Annotated in this window: 12 protein-coding genes and 3 tRNA genes; 7 read left to right on the top strand and 8 right to left on the bottom strand. The window is 64.9% G+C overall.

Annotation, left to right across the window (positions count from 1 at the left end; translation table 11 throughout):
* Positions 1-42: 42 nt before the first annotated feature.
* The 3 genes from serC to mtnA form a co-directional block, all read right to left on the bottom strand.
* Positions 43-1,125, bottom strand: coding sequence for a 3-phosphoserine/phosphohydroxythreonine transaminase (serC, locus tag SR882_RS08640; protein ID WP_322520846.1), 1,083 nt, complete (start codon positions 1,123-1,125; stop codon positions 43-45).
* Positions 1,126-1,347: 222 nt separating this feature from the next.
* Positions 1,348-3,930, bottom strand: a complete 2,583-nt coding sequence (gene gyrA / locus SR882_RS08645) for a DNA gyrase subunit A (protein ID WP_322520847.1) — start codon at positions 3,928-3,930, stop codon at positions 1,348-1,350.
* Positions 3,931-4,153: 223 nt separating this feature from the next.
* Positions 4,154-5,215 carry an S-methyl-5-thioribose-1-phosphate isomerase gene (gene mtnA, locus SR882_RS08650; RefSeq protein WP_322520848.1) on the bottom strand — a complete coding sequence of 354 codons (1,062 nt, stop codon included), beginning with the start codon at positions 5,213-5,215 and terminating at the stop codon, positions 4,154-4,156.
* A 113-nt stretch (positions 5,216-5,328) separates the two neighbouring features.
* Here mtnA and SR882_RS08655 point away from each other — a divergent pair, with 113 nt between their 5' ends.
* Both SR882_RS08655 and SR882_RS08660 read left to right on the top strand, forming a co-directional pair.
* Entirely contained in the window at positions 5,329-6,051 is a 723-nt protein-coding gene (locus tag SR882_RS08655; RefSeq protein WP_322520849.1) for an OmpA family protein, read from the top strand.
* A gap of 158 nt (positions 6,052-6,209) precedes the next feature.
* Complete coding sequence (locus tag SR882_RS08660; RefSeq protein ID WP_322520850.1) at positions 6,210-7,043, top strand: mechanosensitive ion channel family protein; 834 nt, start codon at positions 6,210-6,212, stop codon at positions 7,041-7,043.
* A 97-nt stretch (positions 7,044-7,140) separates the two neighbouring features.
* Here the strand turns inward: SR882_RS08660 and SR882_RS08665 are convergent, their stop codons facing one another.
* The 3 genes from SR882_RS08665 to SR882_RS08675 form a co-directional block, all read right to left on the bottom strand.
* The gene (locus tag SR882_RS08665) at positions 7,141-7,536 is read right to left on the bottom strand and encodes a hypothetical protein (RefSeq protein ID WP_322520851.1); all 396 of its coding nucleotides are present in this window, start codon (positions 7,534-7,536) and stop codon (positions 7,141-7,143) included.
* Positions 7,537-7,686: 150 nt separating this feature from the next.
* Positions 7,687-7,777, bottom strand: a tRNA-Ser gene (locus SR882_RS08670).
* 63 nt (positions 7,778-7,840) lie between these two features.
* Positions 7,841-7,931, bottom strand: a tRNA-Ser gene (locus tag SR882_RS08675).
* A gap of 200 nt (positions 7,932-8,131) precedes the next feature.
* Here SR882_RS08675 and SR882_RS08680 point away from each other — a divergent pair.
* Together SR882_RS08680 and SR882_RS08685 are read left to right on the top strand one after the other, a co-directional pair.
* Positions 8,132-8,860 (top strand): prenyltransferase, encoded by a 729-nt coding sequence (locus SR882_RS08680; RefSeq protein WP_322520852.1) that lies wholly within the window; start codon positions 8,132-8,134, stop codon positions 8,858-8,860.
* A gap of 75 nt (positions 8,861-8,935) precedes the next feature.
* Positions 8,936-9,289, top strand: a complete 354-nt coding sequence (locus tag SR882_RS08685) for a prenyltransferase (protein WP_322520853.1) — start codon at positions 8,936-8,938, stop codon at positions 9,287-9,289.
* On the opposite strand, the gene rlmD is transcribed toward SR882_RS08685, so the two are convergent.
* Together rlmD and cysM are read right to left on the bottom strand one after the other, a co-directional pair.
* A complete protein-coding gene (rlmD, locus tag SR882_RS08690) occupies positions 9,273-10,661 on the bottom strand; it encodes a 23S rRNA (uracil(1939)-C(5))-methyltransferase RlmD (RefSeq protein ID WP_322520854.1) in 1,389 nt (462 codons plus the stop codon). The two genes, SR882_RS08685 and rlmD, sit on opposite strands and share 17 nt — an antisense overlap.
* Positions 10,662-10,767: 106 nt before the next feature.
* The gene (gene cysM, locus SR882_RS08695; RefSeq protein ID WP_322520855.1) at positions 10,768-11,670 is read right to left on the bottom strand and encodes a cysteine synthase CysM; all 903 of its coding nucleotides are present in this window, start codon (positions 11,668-11,670) and stop codon (positions 10,768-10,770) included.
* Positions 11,671-11,756: 86 nt separating this feature from the next.
* Between cysM and SR882_RS08700 the strand changes: the two genes are divergently transcribed.
* The 3 genes from SR882_RS08700 to SR882_RS08710 all read left to right on the top strand — a co-directional run bounded on the left by SR882_RS08700 (position 11,757) and on the right by SR882_RS08710 (position 15,927).
* Positions 11,757-14,027 carry a response regulator gene (locus SR882_RS08700; protein WP_322520856.1) on the top strand — a complete coding sequence of 757 codons (2,271 nt, stop codon included), beginning with the start codon at positions 11,757-11,759 and terminating at the stop codon, positions 14,025-14,027.
* 133 nt (positions 14,028-14,160) lie between these two features.
* A complete protein-coding gene (locus SR882_RS08705) occupies positions 14,161-15,789 on the top strand; it encodes a bifunctional diguanylate cyclase/phosphodiesterase (protein ID WP_322520857.1) in 1,629 nt (542 codons plus the stop codon).
* Between the two features lie 61 nt (positions 15,790-15,850).
* Positions 15,851-15,927, top strand: a tRNA-Pro gene (locus tag SR882_RS08710).
* Positions 15,928-16,030: the final 103 nt, after the last annotated feature.

The following is a 16,030-nucleotide window of genomic DNA, read 5'->3' on the forward strand; positions in this document are numbered from 1 at the left end:
GGATTCCTTGAAAACAGTTGCTGGCAGCGAGGCGAGCGAGGCTCAGCCGTGGCGCTTGGCGAAGTCGTTCATGAAGTGGATCAGCGCATCGACGCCGGCCTCGGGCATGGCGTTGTAGATGCTGGCGCGCATGCCGCCGACCGAGCGGTGACCGTTGAGCGTGACCAGGCCCTGACGACCGGCCTCTTCGAGGAAGGTCTTGTCGAGCGAATCGTCGGCCAGCATGAACGGCACGTTCATCCAGGAGCGGTAGGCCGGCTCGACCGGGTTGCTATAGAAGTCGTTGCCTTCGATGGCGGCATACAGCTTTTCGGCCTTGCGCTGGTTGATCTTGCCCATCTCCTCGAGACCGCCCTTGGCGAGCAGGTGCTCGAACACCAGACCGGCCATGTACCAGGCGTAGGTCGGCGGGGTATTGAACATGGAGTCGGCCTCGGCCTGGGTCGCCCAGTCCAGCATCGCCGGGGTGTTCTCGCGCGACTTGCCGATCAGGTCATCGCGGACGATGACGATGGTCAGGCCGGCCGGGCCGATGTTCTTCTGCGCCCCAGCGTAGATGACGCCGAACTTGGAGACGTCGATCGGACGCGACAGGATGGTCGAGGACATGTCCGCAACCAGCGGTACGTCACCGGTGTCCGGGATGTAGGGAAACTCGACGCCGGCGATGGTCTCGTTCGGCGTGTAGTGGACGTAGTCGGCGTCCGGGGAGAACTTGATCTCGCCCTCGGCCGGCAGCGTGGTGAAGTTCGTCGGCTTGGTGTCGGCGACCACGTTGACGTCGACGAAGCGCTTGGCTTCCTTGATCGCCTTGACCGACCAGTGACCGGTGTTGAGGTAGTCGGCCTTGCCCGAGCCGTTGCCCAGGTTCAGCGGGATCGCGCCGAACTGGGTCGAGGCGCCGCCCTGCAGGAACAGCACCTTGTAGTTGTCCGGGATGTTCATCAGCTTGCGCAGGTTCGCTTCGGCCTGCTCGGCGATGCCGACGAAATGCTTGCCGCGATGGCTCATTTCCATGACCGACATGCCGGTCCCCTGGTAATCGACCATCTCGTCCCGTGCGCGGGTGAGGACCTCGGTGGGCAACATCGCCGGACCGGCGCTGAAGTTGTAAACGCGAGCCATGACTACTCCTGAACAGAAACGGAAAACAAGCGACCGGGCGATGTCTCGCCCGGTCTAAAAGGGAAGCTCTGCACGAAAACGATGCCACTCTGGCCCGGCGAGCCGGTCATGATCAAGGCGCGCAGAGCGGTATCGTTTTCGTGCAGACCTTCCCTATTCAATCGGAAACAGCCCGCAATAGGCGGGCTGATTGGGGTGGCGTGTCCTTCGCCACGGCGGGGATCACTCCTCCGCGTCTTGTGCCTCGATCTCCTCGTCGCCCTCGTCGCTCTCGTCGTCCATGGCGGCGACCGGCTCGATCTGGACCAGACGTTCGTCCTTGCCCAGACGAATGAGGGTCACGCCCTGGGTATTGCGCGACAGGGAGGAAATCTGAGACACCTCGGTGCGCACGAGTGTACCGCGGTTCGAGATCAGAATCACCTCGTCGGACTCGCGCACCAGGACCGCGCCGACCAGCTCGCCGTTGCGCTCGCTGGTGTTGATCGCGATGACGCCCTGCCCACCCCGGTTGTAGACCGGGAACTCGTCGGTCGGAGTGCGCTTGCCGTAGCCGTTCTCGGTGGCGGTAAGCACCTCGCCTTCGTCGACCACGATCAACGAGACGACGCACTGCTTGTCCTGCAGGCGGATACCGCGTACGCCCGCCGCGGTGCGACCCATCGACCGCACATCTTCCTCGGCGAAGCGGGTCGCCTTGCCGGCGTTGGAGAACAGCATGATCTCGCGCGAGCCGTCGGTAAGCGCCGCGCCGATCAGGCGGTCGCCCTCGCGCAGGTCGATGGCGATGATGCCGGCCTGACGCGGGCGGGAGAAGTCGACCAGCGGGGTCTTCTTCACCTGGCCATTGCGCGTGGCGAAGAAGATGTAGTGATCGTCGACGAACTCGCGGATCGGCAACATGGTGTTGATGTGCTCGCCATCCTGCAGTGGCAGGACGTTGACTACCGGACGGCCGCGCGCGCCACGGGCACCCTGCGGCAGCTGGTAGACCTTGCGCCAGTAGACCCGGCCGTAGTTGGTGAACATCAGCACCCAGGCGTGGGTGCTGGCCACCAGCAGTTGCTCAATGACGTCTTCGTCCTTCATCCGCGTCGAGGCCTTGCCGCGACCGCCTCGGCGCTGGCTGCGGTAGTCGGCCAGGGACTGGGTCTTGATGTAGCCCTCGCGGGAGAGCGTGACCACGCGGTCTTCCTCGGCGATCAGGTCCTCCATCGAGAGGTCTTCGTAATCGACGATAACCTCGGTGCGACGCGGATCGGCATACTCGTCGCGAATCCGCATCAGCTCGTCGCGGATGACCTGCATCAGGCGATCTTCCGAGCGCAGGATGTCGAGCAGATCGATGATCCGCTCGAGCAGATTGGCGTATTCCTCGACGATCTTGTCCTGCTCGAGGCCGGTCAGGCGGTTGAGGCGCATCTCGAGGATGGCCTGGGCCTGCTCGGTCGAGAGCCGATAGCTGCCGTCTTCCTGCAGACCGAACGCATCGCCCAGGCCCTCCGGACGCGAGGCGGCCGCATCGGCCTTCTCGAGCATGGTGCGGACTACGCCGGACTCCCAGGTGCCTTCGAGCAGTTTGGCCTTGGCCTCGGCCGGGGTGGGCGCGGCCTTGATCACAGCGATCATCGGATCGATGTTCGCCAGGGCCACGGCCAGACCCTCGAGGATGTGCGCGCGGTCGCGCGCCTTGCGGAGATCGAAGATGGTCCGCCGGGTGACGACTTCGCGGCGATGACGCAGGAAGACGTTGAGGATCTCGCGCAGCCCGACGGTGCGCGGCTGGCCATCGATCAACGCGACCATATTGATGCCGAACACGCTCTGCAGCTGGGTCTGCTGGTAGAGGTTGTTCAGGAGTACGTCGGGCATCTCGCCACGCTTGCATTCGACCACGACGCGCATGCCGTCCTTGTCGGATTCGTCACGCAGCTCGGCGATGCCCTCGATCTTCTTCTCGCGCACCAGCTCGGCGATACGCTCGATCAGGCGGGCCTTGTTGACCTGATAGGGCAGCTCGGTAATCACGATCGACGTGCGATCGGTCTTCTCGCTGTCCTCGAACTCGGCCCGGGCGCGCATCACACAGCGACCGCGACCGGTCAGGTAGGCATCCCGCAGACCGGCCGCACCATTGATGATGCCGGCGGTGGGGAAGTCCGGCGCCGGCACGTAGGCGAGCAGGTCGTCGTCGTTGATGGCCGGCTCGTCGATCAACGCGACCGTGGCGTCGAGCACCTCGCCCAGGTTGTGCGGCGGGATGTTGGTGGCCATGCCCACGGCAATACCGGATGAGCCGTTGACCAGCAGATTCGGGAACTGGGCGGGCAGCACCTGCGGCTCGGATTCCGAACCGTCGTAGTTGTCGATGAAGTCGACGGTTTCCTTGTCGATATCGGCAAGCAGCTCATGGGCGATCTTCGCCATGCGCACTTCGGTGTAACGCATGGCCGCCGGGGCGTCGCCGTCGACCGAACCGAAGTTGCCCTGCCCGTCGATCAGCATGTTGCGCATGGAGAAATCCTGCGCCATGCGCACCAGCGCGTCGTAGACGGCCGAGTCCCCGTGCGGGTGGTATTTACCGATCACGTCACCCACGACACGCGCGGATTTCTTGTAGGGCTTGTTCCACTCGTTGCCCAGCTCGCGCATGGCGTAGAGGACCCGACGGTGTACCGGCTTGAGGCCGTCACGGGCATCCGGCAGCGCGCGCCCCACGATCACGCTCATGGCGTAATCGAGATAGGACTGCCGCATCTCGTCTTCGAGATTGACCGGGAAGATTTCTTGAGCGAACTGAGTCATTCGAGTGTCCTGGTACCCACGAGTGTCCTGATTCAACGGCGCGGTCTTTCCGACCGATGCGGCGAGGCGCGAAGGCAACCACCTTCGACCATCACCCATGCCGGGCCACCGCGACCCCGCGAGACCGCCGCAGAGCCCTTATGGCCGCGGTCGGATGGGGGTGCCGGCAAACCGGGGCATCGTACCACAGAGCGCCTCTCGCCGCGCTGACCCGACTGGGTCGTCAATCGAACAGTCGCGCAATCCCGGCCCGATTCGGGTGACGTACCACTCCGGCCTCGGTAACCAGGGCATCGATGAGTCCGGCCGGCGTGACATCGAAGGCCGGGTTATAGACATCGGCGCCCTCGGGGGCCACCGGCTCTCCGGCGATTTCACTCACCTCGAAGGCCGAGCGCTGCTCGATCTCGATTGCCCCGCCATCGGCGCAGTCGCGATCGATCGTCGAACGCGGCGCGACCACCATGAATTTCACGCCGTGATGGCGTGCCAACACCGCCAGCGCGTAGGTGCCGATCTTGTTTGCCACGTCGCCATTCGCCGCGACTCGATCCGCGCCCACAATCACCCAGCCCACCCGACCGGTGGCCAGCACGCTCGCCGCCGCGCTGTCACAGATAAGCCGATAGGGGATCGCTTCCTGCTGCAACTCCCACGCCGTCAGCCGCGAGCCCTGCAGCCAGGGACGGGTTTCATCGACATACACGCCTTCCAGCCGCCCGGCGGCCCAGGCATCACGGACCACACCCAGCGCCGTGCCCTGCCCCGCGGTGGCCAGCGCACCGGTATTGCAATGGGTGAGCACCCAGTTGCGTTCCGAACCGGGCTCGAGCAGGCCCGCGCCCAGCTGGCTCATGGCAAGATTCGCCTCCACGTCGCGGGCCTCGATGGATTGCGCCTCGCCGATCAGGCGGCGCAGCCGTTGACCACCCTCCAGCGCCTCGGCCGACCGCAGACAGGCGACCATGCGATCCAAGGCCCAGACCAGGTTGACGGCCGTCGGGCGTGCCTCAGCTAGGTCGCGATACGCCGGCCCAAGCGTCGCCACGGTGAGGTCATCACCCCGAACCACTGCCGTGTGGGCGGCAAGCAGATACCCGTAAGCCGCCGCCACCCCGATGGCAGGCGCCCCGCGCACCGCCATCTCGCGTATCACTTTCGCCACGCACGTTGCATCCGTACAACACAGCCATTCGACCCGATGCGGCAAAAGCCGCTGATCGAGAACGAACAGCTCTTTATCCTTATATTTCAGCGCCTTAAGCAAACCCAACCCCCAAGCCATAATGCGTTAAAACCATGAACAAACACCCCCTCCATCCAGGGGCTTAACCACCCCTGCTCGATTTTGATGCCTAGTTACGCAATCGATCGGTTCTATTTTTGCACTTTGCGGGAATGGGCGACTACTATTCCGGTGAGATTCAACCAATGCCGGATCTGAATCGCGCTATTCCTAGCGACTCCAAAGTCATCTCTGACCTCATAAGAAACAAGGAGATTTCACAGATGAAGAAAATGACCGTGATCGCTGCCTCCGTTGCAGCCACGTTTGCCTTCTCTGGCCAAGCCTTCGCCGGGGGTCAGTCCCCGTACGTGTTCACCAGCAACGGTGAGCCGGTCAAGACTGGTCATGGCCCGTGCCTGTACAACAACCACGGGACGCTGAACAGCGAGACCGCGATCGAAGCGTGCAACCCGGAGCTGATCACCAAGGCCGAGCCGGCGCCGAAGCCGATCGTCGAGCCGCCCCCGGCACCGGAAGCCAAGACCATCACGCTCGAGGCTGACACCTATTTCGACTTCGACAAGTCGAACCTGAAGCCGGAAGGCAAGGACACCTTGAACGCGCTGGTTCGCGACATGGGTGACCTGAACGCCGTCGCGAACATCGAAGCCGTCGGCCACACCGACAGCATCGGCACCGACGAGTACAACCAAGGCCTGTCCGAGCGTCGCGCGGCGACCGTCAAGGACTACCTGGTCGACCAGGGCGTTCCGGGCGACAAGATCGAGACCCAGGGCATGGGCGAATCCAACCCGATCGCCACCAACCAGACCCGCGAAGGTCGTGCCCAGAACCGTCGCGTTGAGATCACCGTACAGGGCACTGCCCAGTAAAGCGTTTCCAACGTCTGACGTGAAAACACCGCCTCCGGGCGGTGTTTTTGTTTGTGGCTCACTCAGGCCCCACTCGAGCGAACGAGATGGCGCCTATACTGGTTGCGCACTCCGTTCCACTCATAACGCACAACGAATCGCCCACAAGAGGAACCGTCATGGAAGAAGCAGGCTTTTTCTCCCTGTATGTATTTCCCTGGATTATCAAGATCCTGATCGCCGCCGCGATCGCCGTCGGCGGCTACTTCATCGCCAAGGTCGGCAGCCCCTGGCTCACCAAGCTGCTGGGACGCACGGGCCTGGACCGGATGCTGGTGGGCTTTACCGTCGCCCTGGCGCGCACCGCATTCCTGCTGTTCGTGGCAATCGCGGCCCTGTCACAGCTGGGCCTGGATACGACCTCGCTGGTCGCCCTGGTCGCCGGCGCCGGCATTGCCGTGGGCCTGGCACTAAAGGACTCGCTGGGCAATTTCGCCGCCGGCGTCATGGTGCTGATCTTCCGTCCATTCAAGGCCGGCGACTTCATCATCGCCCAGGGCGTGATGGGCACCGTCAACGAGATCGGTATCTTCCATACCCGCATGAACACGCCTGACAACGTCGAACTGATCGTGCCCAACGGTCAGCTCTACGCCTCGGCGATCACCAACTACAGCGTGCGCGATACCCGTCGCCTGGATCTGGCGATCGGCATCGACTATGCCGACGACATCGCCAAGGCCAAGGAGTTGGTCATGCAGGTGTTCGAGAAAGAGGAACGCGTCCTCAAGGATCCGGCCCCGGCCGTGCTGGTCGACCAGTTCGGCGCCTCCAGCGTCGACCTACTGGTGCGCCCATGGATTCGCGCCGCCGACATGCCGACCATCAAGTCCGATCTTCAGCAGCAGATCAAGGAAGCCTTCGATGCCAACGGCATCACCATCCCGTTCCCGCAGATGGTGATCAGCTCGAGCAACAACGCCGACGAGAAGGCAACGACAGTCGGCTCCTGACCGCTCGTTCCCCGAAGCAAGGACGAAAAAAAGCCCCGCCATGCGGGGCTTATCTTTTGCATGCCAGGATCAAGTGTCCCGGCGTGGAGTTGGGGACTTATCGGCCGCCGGCGTAGCCGCCACCCATACCACCGGCACCGGCACCGGAGCTCATGCCACCGCCAGCAGAGACCGTGCTGTCATCGTCCAGGAAACGATTGGTGGAGTCGGCGCCACCACCGCCTTGGACAAACGCGACAAAGGTATCGCTGTCACCCAGTGTATCGACACGGGTGTTGTGGATGTCGTTGGGCATGCTGGCCGTCCCTTCGCCCGACGGGCTGTTATGGTCGGCCAAGGCCGCGCCGGATGACAGGAATACGGCGGAAGCCAGGAAAGCAGGGACGATGGTCTTCATCTTGGTCATGGCGTTTACCTCTCGTGCAGAAGCCTTGAATTGGCGCATCAGAATATAAGCATATTTTGTGCGCGCATTAACTCCGACCATGTCCACGTTGCAAAGTTCATGGAGGGACGTTCCGAGATGACGGAACCGATCTCAGCGCCCCCGGATCCGGAAGGCGACGCAACGGCATCTTTCGGCCAACAAAAAAGCCCGGGTGCGTCGCACCCGGGCCGTCCGTTCGTTTTCGGCAATGATGTTTGGCGGAGAGGCAGGGATTCGAACCCTGGGACCCCGCGAGGGGGTCAACGGTTTTCGAGACCGCCCCGTTCGACCGCTCCGGCACCTCTCCAAACGGGAAGGACGCGACCTCGGTCGCGTCCGCGCCCGGCTATCGAACCGGGCTACACAAAACTGGCGGAGAGGGAGGGATTCGAACCCTCGGTACGGGGTTACCGTACACGCGCTTTCCAGGCGCGCTCCTTCGACCGCTCGGACACCTCTCCGTTTCCTTCACGCCCATGACTGCCTGACGACAACGCCGTGGCTCGCGAAGGGCGCAGATTCTAACCAAACCGATCGCTCGTGACAATGCCATTCGCGCCAGACGGTAAGATACCGATCCGCTGCGCCAATCCCGGATACGATGAATATGCCGTGTGAACCCGACGTCACTCGCCTCCGCCACCAGCCCCTGCGACGCACCTTGATCGCGACCCGACCGACCTTTCTGCTGCTGGCGGTGGTCGCCGTCGGCATCGGGCTGGCAACAGCCCAAACGTCAGGATTGACGCTCGACCCGCTATGGGCCGCGCTGACGCTGGCCGGGGCCGTCAGCCTGCATGCTGCCGCGAATGTGCACAACGACCTTGCGGACGACCTCAACGGCAGTGACGCCGCCAACCAGGACCGCCAATTCCCGTTCACCGGCGGTAGCCGGATGATCCAGAGCGGTGTGACGACGCCCCAGGCGACGCAATGGCTCGCCCGGTGGCTCTACGCCCTGACCATCGGCATCGGACTGATCCTGCTGATCCCGGGCGGCTGGCCGCTGCTTGCCCTCGGCGCCCTCGGCCTGCTGATGGCCTGGGCGTATTCGGCACCAACCATCTCTCTGAATGCCAGGGGCCTTGGCGAGATTGCCGTTGGCATCGGATTCGGCATCTTGATGCCACTGGGCGCGGACGCAGTCCAACGCGGCGAGTTACACAACCTGCCGATGTTCGCCGGGGCCGGCTTTGCGCTGATGACATCGAGGGAAACGCTGCACGATTCGATGGCGCCTCTGGCTGGCGGGTTTGTTCGCAATCAAGGCGCCTTGCCGAAGGCGGGCTCATTGCCCGGCGAGGGACGGCAACGCCGAGTGCGGGCAAACCCGCCAGCCCCATTCGGGCGAACCGCCAAGGACCCATTTGCAGCGTTGCAGTCCTTGTGAAGGACCACCGCCATTCACGGCGGACTGCGCCTTGCAACTGGGCCCTTGGCGGTCCCGCAGAGGCACTATCGAATCGTGCAGCGTTTCCCTAGCCTGCTGCTGATCAACCAGTTCCCAGACTTCAAGGCCGACCGCCTCGCCGGCAAGCGTCACTGGGTGGTTCGCCTGGGCAGACGCCGGGCCCGTTATGCCTTTTTGACCACCACCGCAGCCGCCTACCTCGTGCCCGTGCTGTTCGTTGCCATTGGCAGCTTGCCGAATGCCGTCCTGGCAATCCTGGTGGCCTTGCCGCTGTCCCTGCTCGCCGGGCGGGACCTCTGGACGCATCATTCCACCCCGAACCGCCTGCGCCGAGCGCTGGCGGCAACCGTCGCCGCGACGCTGCTTTACGGCAGCCTGACGATTGCCGGACTCATTTTCGCTTGGTGACACCGGGCTCCAGGACGGCCATGGACTCGACATGTGCCGTATGGGGAAACATGTCCATCACGCCCGCAGCCAGCAATCGCCAGCCATAATCGTTCACCAACCGGCCGACGTCCCGGGCCAGTGACCCCGGGTGGCAGGAGACATAAACCACCCGAGCCGGCTTCATGCGCGCAATCACCGGCATCATGGCCTCGGCACCCGCCCGCGGTGGGTCGAGCAGGACACGATCGAACGACTGGTTCATCCAGCCGTGGCCGGCATCGGGCTCGAACAGGTTGCCGACCACGTGGCGCGTGTTCTCGATGCCATTGCTCGCCGCACAGGCGGCGCCGCGCTCGACCATCGCCTCATCCGCCTCCACGGCGGTAACCAGCCCAGTCGAACCAGTCTGGCGGGCCAGCGGCAGGCCGAAATTGCCCAGGCCGGCAAACAGGTCCAGCACCCGATCGCCCGGCTTGACCGCCAGCCACTCCAGCGCCTGGTGCACCATGCGCTGATTGATCTCGGCATTCACCTGAGCGAAGTCCAGCGGCGAGAAGCGGATCTCGACATCGCACTCCTCGAGTCGGTAGCTCGGGTAGACATCACGTGCGCCCTTCGCCAGCGGCTCGAGGCTGTCCGGGCCGCCGGGCTGCAGGAAGATGGCGAAGCCGTGCTCGTCGGCAAAGGCATCCAGGCGCGCCCGGTCGGCCTCCCCGAGCGGCACCATGTGGCGAAAGGCCAAGGCGCAGTGCGCATCGCCACAGCCCACCTCGATCTGGGGAATGTCTCGCCGGGCCTCCATCTCGCCGATCAGTTCGGCGATCGCCGGCAATCGCTCGCCCACCCGCGGATCGAGCACCGGACAGATGTCGATATCGGCGAGCAGCGGCGAACCGAGTTCGCGAAACCCGACCACCGCGCGCCCCTTCTTGCGCACGAAGCGCACGCCCAGCCGCGCCATGCGACGGTAGCCCCAGATCGGCCCCGTCAACGGCTCGAGCACCTGCTCCGGCGCCACCCGCCCGATGCGCGATAATTGATCCAGCAAGGCCTGCTGCTTGTGTCGGACCTGCGCCTCGGGGGCCAGATGCTGCATGGCGCAGCCGCCACAGTGGTGGAAATGCGGGCAGCCGGGTTCGATGCGCTCCGGACTGGCCCGATCCACCGCCACCGCATCGCCCAGGTCGAAATGCCGGCGCCGGTCGCGGTAGACGAAGCGCACGTCCTCGCCCGGCAGCGCCCGACCGATGAAGGTCGCCTTGCCATCGACGTGGGCCACTCCCCGTCCCTCGAGGGTCAGCGACTCGATGTGGGCGTCGAACTCGCCCGGCGGCAGCGGCCTGGCGTGCTTGTGCTTGTGGCGTTTTTTGCGATGAGCGGTGCGGGCCATCGATTTCTCGATCAGAGGAAAGACAAAGGCCCTGCCGCAGGGAATGCGTGGCAGGGCCGGCTCTGGGAGGTCTGCTCGCAGCCCCTCCCTCGGACAATCAGGGCAATCAGCCCGCCGGGAAGACCCCGGTGGACAAGTAGCGGTCACCACGGTCGCAGACGATGGTGACGATCACGGCACTCTCCACCTCGGCGGAGATCTTCAGCGCCGCGGCCATCGCGCCGCCCGAGGAAATCCCGGCCATGATGCCCTCCTCGCGCGCCAGCCGCCGGGTCATTTCCTCGGCCTCGTCCTGGTCGATGTCCAGCGTGCGGTCGACGCGAGCGGGCTCGAAGATGCTGGGCAGGTATTCGGTCGGCCAGCGTCGGATGCCCGGAATCTGCGCGCCCTCGCCCGGCTGAACGCCGACGATCTGCACGCCGGAATTCTGCTCCTTGAGGTAGTGCGAGGTGCCCATGATCGTGCCGGTGGTGCCCATCGCCGAAACGAAGTGCGTTACCCGGCCTTCGGTCGCCGCCCAGATCTCCGGGCCGGTCGTCAGGTAGTGGGCGCGCGGATTGTCCGGGTTGGCGAACTGATCGAGCACCACGCCCTCGCCCCGCGCGGCCATGGCGGCGGCGAGATCCCGCGCGCCCTCCATGCCCTCCTCGCGGGAGACGAGCCTGAGCTCGGCCCCGTAGGCGGCCATCGACTGGCGTCGCTCGATCGACATGTGCTCGGGCATGATCAGTGTCAGGCGCAGGCCCAGCGTGGCGGCCACCATCGCCAGGGCGATGCCGGTATTGCCGGAGGTCGCCTCGACCAATCGGTCACCGGGCTTGATCTCGCCGCGCTCCATGGCGCCTGCGATCATCGAATGGGCAGCGCGATCCTTCACCGACCCGGCCGGATTGTTGCCTTCGAGCTTGCCGAGAATCACGTTGCCGCGCGCCGCCCCCGTGGGGTCGAGGCGCTGGATACGCGCCAACGGCGTGTTGCCGATCAATTGATCAAGACGGTGACCTAACATACGCTTTGCCGGCTCGCTTCAGTTACCAAATGCTTACGGGGAAGGCGGGTTTGCCTCGCTCCTCGAGTATGCCACAAAGGCCTTCGGTGAACGCTCCGATCCGCACAACACAGACCGCCACACGACGGGGCTCCACCGGCCGCCTAGCCCTGCCGGGAGCGGCTCTGCCGTGGATCCTCGCCCTTGCCGCCCCACCCCTACTGCTGGCCGTGGAGGCGCTCGTTTCCCAGCGCGCCCTGCCCTCGCCCGGATTCTGGGCGATGACCATCGGCTGGACGGGGACCTGGCTCACACTCGCCGGTTTGTCGGCCGCCGTTTCGTGGCATCGGCGACGCTCACTCCCCGCCGACGTCGCGCCACCGGCCCAGTCGGCGCCACCCATCCACCGCCACGCACCGGAAAGCCAGCTTTCCGCCGCCTCGGTGCTCGAACTGGTCAACCAGCAATGGGTGACGCCACTGGGACACATTCGCTCGGCCGTCGACAGCCTCGCCACGCTGGAACGGCGCCTGAGCCGCTGCGCGCCGCCGGCCAAGGACGGCCAGCAGGAACCGGCCCGATCGCTCCAGCTGATGCGCCACGCCAGCCACCGCCTGCGCATCTCGATCGAGAACATCATCGACTACCACGAGATCACCGCCGGGCGCATGACGCGCACCGACGGGCGCGTCAATCTGCGCACCACCGGCGAGGACCTGGTCACCGACTGGCAGACCACCGCCCAGCGTGATGGCGAGGTCCTGCAGTTCATCGGCTACCAGGATCTGCCGCGCGAGATCGTGTTCGATCCGCAGATGCTGCGCCGCCTGCTCGACCGGTTGCTCAACGAGATCCTAGGCATTGCCCATCTGCGCGAGCCGGCCATCACGCTGGAACTCGAGGACGATTACGAGAACGATGGCGGCGACCGACTGGGACGCTTTCGCCTGACCGTCGATGGGCAGGCCCGTGACGGCTCTCTGGATCAGCAACAGCTGGCCGAGCGCCTGGCACAACCGCTACCGGAGCAGCTCGAGGGCCTGCTGGCCGACGACCTGATCGACCTCTGGATCCTGCGCTGTATCTCCCATCATCTCGATTCGGCACTCGAGGTGGTCGAAACCGGTGCCGAGCGCTTCGGCATGACCGCGACCTTCAGCGCCCCGATCCTGATCGGCGAACCCGACAGCAGCGACCGGCTGGCCGGACAACTGGCGGCCGTCGTCTGCGCCTCGGCGCAACATCGCCGTGCCTGGCAAGGCAACCTCGCCGCCCTGGGGGCGAACATCCAGGTCGAGCCGGATTTCGGCCAGCCGGTCGACCTGCTGTTCCTCGACGAGCGCATCGTCGAACGACACCACGAGGACCCGGCCTTCGGCCAGTGGGTCTCGCTGGCCGGGCGGGTCGTTGGCCTGTCCAGCCACCTGACCATTCGCGGTCGACCGGCCGCCCCGCTCCACTGGGCGGATTTCACCCTGCCGTTGTTCATTCGCGCCCGGGCGTTGGCCGCCTCACTCGAGCGGGTGCTGGGCGCACCGACACCGGGGCCGGGTCGCAGCCCAGCCCGCCTTACCCCGACCCGACAGCCCGACAGCGCGCCTACGGTCAGTAACAACGACAAACCACGGCAAGGCACGCCGAGTCGACATGCCTTGTATTCCTTCGCCGGCCGGACCGCGCTGGTAATCGACGACGACCCGGTCTACCTCGCCCACCTGGGGCAAACGCTGCGTGAACTGGGATTCCACGTGCTCGAGGCCCCCAACGGCAAGCAGGCATTGGCGCTGGCCGATCACGAAGACATCGACGTGGTGTTTACCGACATGCACATGCCGGACATCACCGGCGCCGGCGTCGCCCGCATCCTGAAAAAGCGCCCGCGCCACCTGGAAACCCCGATTATCGCCATCACGGCCAACCGGCAGGGCAACGTGCACCAGGATCTGCTGCACAGCGGTATCGAGCGGGTACTGACCAAACCGGTCACCGCCGGCGACCTGTTGAGTGCGATCGGCGAATTCTTTCCCCTCGAGACGCACGGGCGCAGCGCCCCGGAGACCAACCCGCCCGCCACAGGCGACCGCAAGGACGAACGCGACCCGTTCCTCACCCGGCTGCTCTGCGATGAACTGCCCGGCTATCGGCGGCTACTGACCGAACAGGCCGACGATCACGACACATTGCGCCACGCCGCGCACAAACTCCGGGGCGCAGCCGCCTGCTGTCGTGAAACCGAGTTGCAGACACTCGCCGGTGAGCTCGAGGATGCGCTAGACGCCAACGAATCGGCCGAAGGCATCGCGCCACGCATCGACGCCCTGATTCGCTGCATCGACGGCATCAACGCCCACCCGGCCTGCAATACGAGTGCCACCTGAATGCATCGTCTGGCGCGGTTGGTTATATAAGATCCCGCTGATTCAGATCGCGTCAATTCGCTGCTAGGATGCTTTCAAGGGCTTCACCCAGGGTCGGGTGACAGGAACGACGAGCAGGGAAGGAACAGGGACAATGCAACTCGACAACGCCACGGCGGACGGAGGGACCTTTTCGGGCATGGTCGTCTTTCTTTGCACTGCCGCCGGGCGCGTCCTCAGCGCCAGCCCTCGAGCGGACGAGCTGTTCCCGACCAACGGCGAGCAGACCCTTCGCGAACGCCTGGAACGTCGTCTGCGCATGAACCCTGGCCCGTCACTGGGGAGCGCGCTGATCGATGGCGAGGAAACCTCCCTGATCGGGCTGATGGACAACCGGGAGATCACGCTCGGCATCACCCCGCTCGACGAGCACCAGCGACTGGTCGTCCTGCTGGAAAGCCTCTGCCCGCACACCAGCCTGGATTCGCTTACCGGCCTGCCGGACCGCAGCGCCATGCTCGAGCGCATCCGCGACATCCAGTCCGATGGGGACGGTGGCCATCGCCTGATGCTGGTCGACATCGACCGGCTCAAGACCGTCAACGATTATCTGGGCTACCACGTCGGCGACCGGGTCATCCGCGATCTGGCCGGCGCCATGCAGGCAACCGTCCCCGACGACGTGATGGCCGCGCGCTGGAGCGGTCACGAGTTCATGCTCCTGATCCCGCCCCGCCAGGCCGAACGCACCAAACAGATCGCCGAAAGCATCCGCGCGTCTGCCGCGAATGTACGCTTCAACGGTGGCGACGACGCGCCGCCGCTGGGTTCCCTTACCGTCAGCATCGGTCACGGTGCGCTCGGCCCCGGCGAAACATCCCGCACCCAGCCTCGCGATCAACTCAGTGCGCTCAATGCCGCCGTCTACGAGGCCAAGCGCACCGGCCGCGACCGCGTCGTCAACGCCGACCGGCTGCTGCAGCCCTCCGTATACACGACCGGCGGCGCGCTCGATCGCGCCATCCACGAGGGACGTATCGTCGCCGCCAGCCAGCCGATCGTCGACCTCCGGAGCGGCGAGGTGGTCGCCGACGAGGCGCTGGCCCGCATGATCACCCCCGAAGGCGACGTCATCCCGGCGGGTCTGTTCATCGATGCCGCCTCGCGGTTGCAGATGGCCCACCGGATCGACTTCGAGATCATCAACCAGACCATCAACAACTGTGTCGCCTCGATCGATCATCGACCGATGGCGCATTTCGTCAACATTTCGGGCGACTTCCTGCAGCACCCCGAACTGATGGAGCGGGTGATCACCAACGCCCAGGCCGCCTGCGAGTGTATCGATGCGACGGGAAACCCAGGCCCCAAGCCCCTGGTCCTGGAAATGACGGAACGCGAGGTACTCGAAGACACGTCAGATGCCTTGAGCGCACTCAAGCCCCTGATCGATTTCGGCCTGCGACTTGCCCTGGACGACTTTGGCAGCGGCTACTCCTCCTACCGCTATCTGCTCGACATGCCGTTCACCTTCCTCAAGATCGAAGGTGCGCTGGTGCAGAACATGAGTGACAGCGTGCGGGCGCAGAAGATCGTCCAGCACATCCAGTCCATGGCCAAGGACATGGGACTGATCACGGTCGCCGAGTTCATCGGCGATGAGCGAACCGCCGACATGCTGCGCGAGATGGGGATCGACTGGGGCCAGGGCTTTTACTTCGGCCGACCGGAGATCATCCGTCCGCTGAAAAGCGAAAACCGCGAGGTCATTCACGACATCTAGACGGGACCGCGCCACGGCCTTCCTCGACGCGGCAAAGTGCGCTATCCTGCGCGCCCTGAATCGGAGTGTAGCGCAGCCTGGTAGCGCACCTGCCTGGGGGGCAGGTGGTCGGGGGTTCGAATCCCTCCACTCCGACCAATCGATTCAGACAGAAAGGCCGCCTCACGAGGGCGGCCTTTCTGCGTTGGGGCGCGCGGGAACGAGAGCGCGGGCAAAGATCACATCGATTCGACGGGTCGGG

It is taken from the genome of Guyparkeria halophila (assembly GCF_034479635.1).
GTDB classification, from domain to species: Bacteria; Pseudomonadota; Gammaproteobacteria; order Halothiobacillales; family Halothiobacillaceae; genus Guyparkeria; species Guyparkeria halophila.